Genomic DNA, 7,847 nt, shown 5'->3' with positions numbered 1-7,847 from the left:
CTCATATGTCAGACAAGCAAGAACGGTATTCCATCTCAGATAAAACACATCAAGAATTTATTGACCAAAGTCGCGTCTTAGCATTGGAGCAAAGCGGCATTGTGCAATGCGGAATTGCAACCTGCCGCGAAATGTTTTCTGTTTATCGGAAAAATCAGAGCGTGCATATGCTGTTATACACGGTGAAGGGAAAAGGTTGGCTAACGAGTGGAACTGACCGTTACTTACTGGAACCGAGCTCATTAATTGTGGTACCAGCGGGTGTCGAAAATGGTTTTGGAATTGAAGAAGAAGAGTGGCAAGTGGTGTGGATCTTTCTTGCACCACAGCGTCATTGGAAAAACACCGTAAAAGAAGAAATACATTACACATTAACGCCTATCGCTGCGGTCATGTATGCGAGTATTCAAGCGATACTGCGAACCTTAACATTGCCTGCTGAGCTTGGTGAGCAGGTCGGGCAACGCATTGTTGAACAGATAGAAATAATGCTCCGAGCACCGATTGAACTGCCGCTCTCGCGTACTTTGTTGCGTTTAAATCGCGTCTTTCAGCGTGTCCAGAGCCAGCTGCATAAAGATTGGACAATAGAAAATCTCGCCGCATTATTTCCTTGCTCGCAAGCTCATTTACATCGTTTATGTCAGCAGCACTTTGGCCACAGTCCTAAAGCCCACTTAACGCGAATGCGTATGGAGTACGCCGCTCGTTTGCTTGTTTCTACCGACTGGTCAATCCAACATGTCGGTGACATTGTCGGCTATCCTAACCCAGCAAACTTTAGTACTCGTTTTAAGGTATGGAGCCATTGCACACCACGAGAATTTCGTAAAAAACGAAATGATTAATTCCACGGCATTGGTAAATGGCACTCTTCATTCATAAACTTTTTTATCTACTAAACGCGATGAAATTATTGCACCTCGAGCACGACTTATGAAGGTGATTGAAATATCAATATCATTGAGTATATGGCTTGTAAAAATCAATTTATTCATCACATTAATTAGATTCTAACCACCAACAAAACGGTTATGTGCTAAACCTATAAGAGTAGGAATATTGTCAATATAGAGAGATAAGCGATGGATCTGTTTGCGGATTTTCGACAAGAGGCTCAACCAAAGAGCCAGGAGAGTCATGAACTTAGTGTTGAAAATAAACCATGGCGAGTACTGCTAGTCGATGATGATGAGCAGATGCACCAGATCACTCGTTTAGCGCTAAGAGGGTTTTCATTTCAAGGACGGCCACTAGAGCTACTGTCTGCTATGTCTGGTCTTGAAGCCAGAGAAGTGCTGAATACTCAGCCCGATATAGCTTTAGCGCTCGTTGATGTAGTTATGGAGACGGAACACGCGGGGTTAGATTTAGTTAGGCATATCCGTGAAGAGTGTAAGAATAGAATCATTCGTTTGGTATTACGTACCGGGCAAGCAGGGCAAGCCCCCGAAGATACGGTCATCCAAGAGTATGAAATTGATGACTATAAAGAGAAAACAGAACTTACCACACAAAAACTCAGAACCCTGTTCTATTCGATGTTGCGATCTTATCGGGATCTTTGTTTGATAGAAGAGCAAAAAGAGGGGCTTAAACGCGTGATTGAAGCCTCAGCGAAGGTACAAAATACCACAACCTTACAAACCTATGCTGAATCGGTACTGAGCCAGCTCACTTCTTTACTTAAACTCCATGCATCGGCATTTTATTGTATCGTTCAGCCTAAATCTGAAGGCGAAGGTTCGTGTGCTTTAACGTTGGCGGCTATTGGAGGATTTGTCGATTTTTATTCTGACTGTGATTTCTCGCGCTTACCTTCGGAAGTGGCTAAGCGCTGCCAGCTTGCACTGCAAAGCAAAATGTCTCATAGCTACGATGATGCCTCTGTACTTTATATGACAGACAGTCGTGGTGTAGAAAATTTACTCTATATTAATTTGCTTGAGCGCTTATCTGAAAATGACGAACGTTTGCTTGAAATCTATATGTATAACATAGGGTTAACTTTTGAAAACTTAAATTTACAGCTTGATTTACGCGAAACATCGAGGGAGCTTGTTTATAACTTAGCCAATGCCGTCGAAGCCAGAAGCAAAGAAACAGGGGCTCACGTACAGCGTGTTTCTCTGATCTGTGAAAAATTAGCCACATTAATGACCCTACCTGAGCAGGATATTTATATGATTAAAAATGCGTCACCCCTGCACGATGTAGGCAAAGTGGCGATCCCTGATAGTATTCTTCATAAACCAGGGAAATTGGACGCTCAAGAATGGGCGATCATGCAAAAACACGTTGAATACGGTGTTGATATTTTAAGTCGTTCAAAACGCAGTTTAATTATCAAAGCGAAAGAGATTGCCGGTTCTCACCATGAAAAATGGGATGGAAGCGGTTACCCAAACCAATTAGCCGGTGAAGGCATTCCTATCAGTGGCAGAATCACAGCATTAGCTGATGTGTTTGATGCTCTTGGTTCTAAACGCAGTTATAAAGATGCTTGGCCGGAAGAGACAATCAAACAAGAAATTGTCGCGCAAAAAGGAAAACATTTTGATCCGATGTTGGTCGATCTGATGCTGGCGCATTGGGATGATTTCATCACTATTCGTGAACAGTTTCCAGACTAGAATCTTTTTTGGAACCGAAAAATAAATCCGTTTTCAGGGAGTAGGATAGAGTGAAAAGCAACCAATTAAAGACGATTGTTGGCTTGTGTACGTCTAGCTTAGCCATCGTTCAGATTCCTTTTGTACAAGCACAAATTGATCCTTCAAATCCCAAACTTAATGAACCTAAACAAATGGTCGCACACCTTGGTGAACTCCCTGGACTGATTAATGCGGATGGTTCGGGGCCATTTGTCGAATTAGTGAGGTACATGGATAAGGTCGACCCTGATACAGAGATCCATATTGAAGTTTTCCCTTTGCATCGAGCTGTACATGGGGTCGTTAATAAGCAAGCTGACTTTGCCTTACCCGCGATTTATGTTGATGATCCTGAAGGAAAGTTACCATTTCGTTTTAGTACGAAGTCGTTCGGTTTAGTGGCACATGTTCTTTATACAAATAAAGCCAATCGAATCACGTCAGAACAGCTTTGGAGCCAGCCTGATAAATACTACGTTGAGGCCGTTCCTAGCTATATACCTTTTGAAGTTGCGCGCTCAAATAGCATCAATGCTTCACTACTTAAAGTAGCCGCTGGACGTATTGATGGATTTGTCTGGGCACAAGAAGAAGCGGATATTGCGCTGAAAAGTTTAGGTTTAGAGAATGTTTCACGCCAACACTTTGCCGATTTCAAGGATGTATTTGTCATTGCTCACGGCTCTAAAGGCGATGAGGTTGATCAATACTTAACGCGAATACTCTCTCAACTAGAGGAAAGTGGAGAGTTGAAAATACTCTATGATGCTATTCACCGTCCTTACGATGATTGGCAACCTTGACCCTCTTACTTTCTATCTATTATTACTTTCTGTCTATTATTACTGCATCATTTATTGCAGCATCATCATTAACAAGTTCAAGAGCCTTAGGGAGAGTAAAAACGTAATGAACACCTTGGCCAACATTAGAACTAAAATCTAGTTTTCCTTGTAATTTTTGAGTCGCTAGATTAAAGACAAGATTCAAGCCAAGCCCTGATCCGCCACGGCCTCTTTTGCTGGTAAAAAAGGGTTCAAAGATTTTATGGTGCAGTTTTGGTTCGACGCCACAGCCATTATCTTTATATTCTAAGAGGATATTCTCTCCTTCCTGTTTGAACGCAATGGTTATGATGGGGTTTTGCTCATCACTAAAAGCGTGGTTGACGCTATTCATCACTAGATTAGAGACTATTTGAGTCAATACTCCAGGTAAGCTGTTCATGGTTAGTCCTTCATCGCCTTCAAGTACGGGGGTAACAGGGATTTTCCTGGTCTCGGGATGAAGACTGGCGATAAGCGCGCTTAATACTTGGTGGATTGAGAATTGACTACGACTCTCAGATACCTGATCGACCGCTGTTTGTTTAAAGTCTCGGATCAGTTTGGCAGCACGATTTAAGTTGCTTTCAAGCATCGTATTGGTTTCATTCATTCTCTGCATCAATTCAGAAAACTGCTGACTTGTGAGCGTTTGGTTGGCGAAGGCGCTATTTAGCTCTTGTGTTACCTCAATGATTACCGAACTTGCGGTCACCGCGATACCTAATGGCGTGTTGACTTCATGTGCCACCCCTGCAACTAACCCACCTAAAGCCGCTAATTTCTCAGATTCAATCAACTGTGTTTGCGTGGCTTTTAGTTGCTCAATACTGTTTTCCAGATCGCAGGTTCGTTTGGCGACTTGACGCTCTAAGTTTTGGTTGAGTTTTTGTAGTTCAAGCTGCGCCAGTTTTAGCTCGGTAATATTAATGGCTGTGCCCCGTAACCCGAGAAACATATCCTTCTCATATCGTGCTACTGCTTGAAACATCAAATAGTGCTTACAATCATTGATGATAATTGTCTCTTCACACATTGAAAACGAGCAGTGTTTAGTAATGGATTGGAGTAATTTTTTCATATCTCGCAGTGAGTCAATCTCTGAAAGTAGTGGCTTGCTATTTTCACTGATCTCTAAAGCTTGACGCATGGGTTCGGAAGTGTAAATCAACCTGTCAGTACTATCCGTTTCCCATAACCAGTCTGATGAGACGTCCGTAAAATCGGCTAATCGTTCTTGTTCAAGTTTTATATTACTGTACAACGTAGTTACATTTCCGGTAATTTTATTAGTCTCATCGGCCAGCCAAGTGAGTTCATCGTTATGCCCCATAATCCATTTCTTATGAGGAAGTTTTAGTGGTTTTGGTGGATGGCGAGGGTTGTACTTGCGTAAGTATTGAGCAATAGCGAAGACACGTCGGTTTACGCTCTCATGGAAAATCATCAAAATAGCGTAACAAATAAAGGCAGTCTTAATCGCGTTCACGACCAATATCAATAGAAACTGCTTGATTAAGTAGTTGTAGATTTCTTGGGCATTAGACTCAACGTAGATCTCACCAATCTGCTCTTTGGCTTCCGTTTTTGGGTTGATATAAAGCATTGGATAACGGTGTGCAACTAATTGCTCCGTCACTTTTTCTCCGGCACTGAATTGATAACCGCCAGACGTGATTTCCAAATAATCAATTTTAGGCAAGTTTACTAAGCCATCTAAGCGCTGTTGAAGTGCCACGAGATCATAATTCCATAAAGAAGTGGCAAGCAGTTCGGCATGAACGAATTCTATTTCGTGATGACGCTGAGCCACATCATCGAACTCTCTGTCATAGTCGAAATATGTTTGTGCTAACGTTGTCATCAGGGTGACAGCACCACTTAAAATAACAAGGAAAAAAATGATCCTGCGACCAATACGACTCGATAGTGGGTTATCTATGCTTTCATTAAATGTTCGGCTTTTGTTCATCCTGCTTCTCATTTTTTTGAGTGATAATTTGAGTATAGATGTCACATGGGAAGTGTGAATAACATCTTATTGACTACACTATAAAAAAATAGCCGAAACATTGGAGGCAGTTCATGCGTTGGATATGGATATTGTGTTTTATAAGTGTGCCCGTTATGGCGGGAAAAATACTCTTAATAGAGAGCTACGAGCAAGGTTATGAATGGGACGCTAGCTATGTATCCGCCCTTAAGCAGTCGTTAACGCCTGCGCATGAACTGCATACCTTTGAGATGGACACCAAACGTGTACCAGCAAGCCGTTATTCACAAATCGCCGAACAAGCCTTTAGCCGATATCAGCAACTGAAACCACAGGTAGTGGTTTTAGGAGACGACAATGCGTTGGTTCATATGTTGCCGAAACTCTACAACGAGCCAATCTCAATCGTGTTTCTGGGTATTAATTCAAACCCACGAAAATTCATGGCTCAATACCAAGGGCAAGCCAAAGTGACCGGTGTTTTAGAGCGCCCCCTCTATGTGAAAACCATGGGAGAAATTGGCCGGATGCTCGATAAAGATAAGCGTAAAGTATTGGTGTTATTTGATTCGGGTAGTACGGCGAGTATTGCGTTGGAATTTATGCAAACCCAAGCGAGTATGATTGAAAAGAATTTAGGCATTGCGACAGAGATAGCTTCAGTGGCGACAGAGAAAGAATGGCAGACAAGAATAAGCACAGCTAAAGAGCAAGGATTTGGCGCCATAGTCGTGGGGCTTTACCAAACCTTGGTCGATGAGAGCGAAAATAATGTGCCAGCGGATACTGTATTAACGTGGACAAACCAACATACAGAGGTTCCTTTATTTGGTTTTTGGGATTTTTCGATCGGTGCGGGCAAAGCGGCTGGGGGTGTTGTGTTAGCGGGTCGTGATCAAGGCGAAATGGCGGGCAAAACGGTGTTACGTATTTTAAATAATAATGAAGACGCAAGCCGCATTCCTATCCAAATCGGCCAGCAAGGACGTGCTATTTATCATCAGGGCGAAATGTCCCGTTGGGGGTTAAGCGTGCCGGAAGGATGGATGAAGATTGACTGACTTTGATGGGACTGTATTGAATTGTCGAATTCAGCATTACGTCTAAAATAAAAAAGCAGAGAGGCGGTGACCTGTCTGCTTTTTCTTCATTACAGTTTATTAAACAGCCAATGGCATTTCATTTGATGGATCATGTTTACTGTAAACACGAATCAAACCAACCACAGCAAACACAGACATCAACAGCATCAATGCGCCAAGTGGCATCTGGTCATGAGCTGGAATAGCCGACGCTAAAAGGGTAGCTAAACCAGCCCCAAGGTTTTGCATACCGCCTAACACAGCACCTCCTGTTCCTGCATGGTAAGGCAGTGGTGTTAACGCTCCAGTGGTCGCTGCGGGAAAGAGAATGCCTGCACCGAGAAAATAGACAGTGGCACCACCAATTAGGGTCAATGCGCTGGTTTGTCCCAACACTCCAGGAACAAACACCACCAATGAACCTAATGCTATCGCTACCAAGCCCACATACAAGGCGCTTTTCTCGTTGAAGTTCAACGCAATAACACTCGATAGCGCCGCACCAACTAAATAACCAGGGATCGGTAAGACAAACAATAAGCTGACGGTGGTGGCAGGCAGTTGCAAAACGCCACCAAGTAATACACCTGCAGCGGCTTCAAACACCGCGACGCCAGAGAAAGTTGCTACGAGACAAATTAAATACCCTTGGAAACGTTTGTCACTCAGCACATAGCGATAGCTGTTTGCAACCGATTCGTGTCTGCGAGCCGCTTTAGGCAATGTTTCTACCATACTCGTCATCATAGTGATCACCACGGCAATCGCGAATAGGGATAAAAATAAGTAACTAGAGCGCCAGCCAAAACTTTCTGTTAAGTAGCCACCAAGAACAGGAGCAATGAGTGGCGAAAAAATAACGCACATGCTGATAAGGCTATTGGCCTTATGTAATTCTGCTCCTGAAAAACAGTCTCGAGTAAGGGTTCGAGACATTGCGCCACCACACCCAATGCCAAGCCCTTGAATAAAACTACCAACCAAAAACCAATCGTATTGGTGAGCAAATAATGCGAGTAGCGATCCTACAATATAAATCAGCAACCCAGCGATAATAATCGGTTTGCGTCCTAGACGGTCTGACAATGGACCATAGACAAATTGTGATAGTCCATAAGGGATTAAATAACATGCCATGACCGCCTGCAGTGATGCAGGAGAAACTAAAAATTCTCCCGCCATATGGCCAATCGACGGGACGTACATCGTTTGTGTCATTTGACCGACAGCGGTCAAAATCGCAATTAAAAATGTGAGTTTCACTAACGGAAACGATGCGGACATGGTCTATCTC

6 protein-coding genes are annotated in these 7,847 nt (G+C 43.0%); 4 read left to right on the top strand and 2 right to left on the bottom strand.

What is annotated here, in order from left to right; genetic code table 11:
- The 3 genes from B9J84_RS13200 to B9J84_RS13190 all read left to right on the top strand — a co-directional run.
- On the top strand, positions 1-848 hold an 848-nt coding region (locus B9J84_RS13200; RefSeq protein WP_404207333.1), incomplete at its 5' end, for an AraC family transcriptional regulator.
- 237 nt (positions 849-1,085) lie between these two features.
- Positions 1,086-2,633, top strand: coding sequence for a DUF3369 domain-containing protein (locus B9J84_RS13195; RefSeq protein WP_094124327.1), 1,548 nt, complete (start codon positions 1,086-1,088; stop codon positions 2,631-2,633).
- A 50-nt stretch (positions 2,634-2,683) separates the two neighbouring features.
- On the top strand, positions 2,684-3,457 hold the full coding sequence (locus tag B9J84_RS13190; RefSeq protein ID WP_017045093.1) for a transporter substrate-binding domain-containing protein: 774 nt from the start codon (positions 2,684-2,686) through the stop codon (positions 3,455-3,457).
- A gap of 22 nt (positions 3,458-3,479) precedes the next feature.
- On the opposite strand, the gene B9J84_RS13185 is transcribed toward B9J84_RS13190, so the two are convergent.
- Positions 3,480-5,450: an ATP-binding protein gene (locus B9J84_RS13185; protein ID WP_404207329.1), complete on the bottom strand. Its 1,971-nt coding sequence runs from the start codon at positions 5,448-5,450 to the stop codon at positions 3,480-3,482.
- Positions 5,451-5,563: 113 nt separating this feature from the next.
- Between B9J84_RS13185 and B9J84_RS13180 the strand changes: the two genes are divergently transcribed.
- Positions 5,564-6,532 carry an ABC transporter substrate-binding protein gene (locus B9J84_RS13180; protein WP_094124325.1) on the top strand — a complete coding sequence of 323 codons (969 nt, stop codon included), beginning with the start codon at positions 5,564-5,566 and terminating at the stop codon, positions 6,530-6,532.
- Between the two features lie 99 nt (positions 6,533-6,631).
- Here B9J84_RS13180 and emrD read toward each other — a convergent pair whose 3' ends face one another.
- The gene (gene emrD, locus B9J84_RS13175; protein WP_017043666.1) at positions 6,632-7,837 is read right to left on the bottom strand and encodes a multidrug efflux MFS transporter EmrD; all 1,206 of its coding nucleotides are present in this window, start codon (positions 7,835-7,837) and stop codon (positions 6,632-6,634) included.
- Positions 7,838-7,847 lie beyond the last annotated feature (10 nt).

The sequence above is a fragment of the Vibrio sp. V03_P4A6T147 genome (genome assembly GCF_002241085.1).
GTDB classification, from domain to species: Bacteria; Pseudomonadota; Gammaproteobacteria; order Enterobacterales; family Vibrionaceae; genus Vibrio; species Vibrio anguillarum.
This window is presented reverse-complemented; position numbering and strand designations above follow the sequence as displayed.